Annotated in this window: 1 protein-coding gene; it reads right to left on the reverse strand. The window is 66.3% G+C overall.

The genetic code is table 11. The features are described from left to right. Positions 1–32: 32 nt before the first annotated feature. Positions 33–1,252, reverse strand: a protein-coding gene (locus tag G6038_RS30690) for an IS3 family transposase (RefSeq protein ID WP_165042679.1) whose coding sequence is annotated in 2 segments (ribosomal slippage) — positions 33–943 and positions 943–1,252 — 1,221 coding nt in all. Because the reading frame shifts where the segments join, the coding sequence is not laid out codon by codon here. Positions 1,253–1,322 lie beyond the last annotated feature (70 nt).

Below are 1,322 nucleotides of genomic sequence, written 5' to 3' on the forward strand. Positions count from 1 at the left end.
GGGGCTTCCCCCCGAGATGTGGACACACGTTCCTATGCGGCGGTGGCCAGCGTAGCCGATCGCTGCTCGTACTCGATCGGGCAGATCTGACCGAGAGTGGAGTGCCTCCTTCGGGTGTTGTAACGAGTGATCCAACGGAACACCGCAGCGCGCGCCTCACCCGCGCTGTTCCAGCGCTTCTTGCCCTGCAGTGTCTCCCGCTTCAACGTCGCGTTGAACGACTCCGCAGCAGCGTTGTCCGCGCTCGTTCCGACCGCACCCCGCGATCGGGTGACACCCAACTCACGGCACACATCGGCGAACTCCGCCGAGACGTACTGAGCCCCATTGTCGGAGTGGAAGACCGCCCCGTCGAGTCCGGCGGCACCGCGCACGGCAGCGGCGGCACGCAGCGCATCGGTGACCAGTCCGGTGCGCATGTGGTCGGCGATCGACCACCCCGCCAGCCGTTTCGAATGAAGGTCCAATACCGTTGCCAAATAAAGGAATTCACCACCGCCAACCGGCAAATAGGTGATGTCGCCGACGTACCTGATGTTCGGCGCGCTCGCGGTGAAGTCCCGCCGTATCAGGTCCGGCACCTCGGTCGCGGACGGGTCGGGGACGGTGGTGCGCACCACATTGCGAAGGTGCACCCCGACGATCCCGTGCTCGCGCATCACCCGTTCGACCCGCTTGTGGTTGACGGCCACCCCGTCCGCGTGGAGCTCGGCGGTCACCCGTGGGGACCCGTAGGTACCGTCGGAGTCGGCGTGGATCCCACGGATCCACGCGGCCAGCTCCTGGTCGGCCCGGGCGCGTTCGGCTCGGGCCGCAGCCGCGGCACGCCACCGGTAGAAACCGGACCGCGACACCTCGAGGATCTGGCACAGCCACTTCACCGGAACGGTGTCGCGGTGGTCGTCGACGAACTGGAAGCGGCTCACCAGTTCGTCTCGCCCGCGAAATACTTCGCCGCCCTCCGCAGGATCTCCCGCTCGGTCTCGAGCTTGCGGATCTGGGCTTTGAGCTGCCTGTTTTCTTCCTCCAACACGGACTCGGACGATATCCCGCCCGCCGGTCCCGGCTTCCGGGGCCGGTCCGCTGCGGACGGAGTGCCGGTGCGTTTGCGTTCCGCGCGGACCCAGTTGCGCAGGGTCTCACGGCTGACGCCCAGGTCCTTGCCGATGCCCTCGAAAGTGTGGCTCGGATCGGACAGGTACAGCGCGACGGCATCGGCCTTGAACTCCGCCGAGTACGCCTTCATCACCATCAGTGACATCTCTTCCTCTGGATCCTCACGACCCAGTGTTCAGGATGTCCACACTCGAGGGGGAACCCCC

It is taken from the genome of Rhodococcus sp. 14C212 (genome assembly GCF_011058195.1).
Classification (GTDB): Bacteria; Actinomycetota; Actinomycetes; order Mycobacteriales; family Mycobacteriaceae; genus Rhodococcus; species Rhodococcus aetherivorans.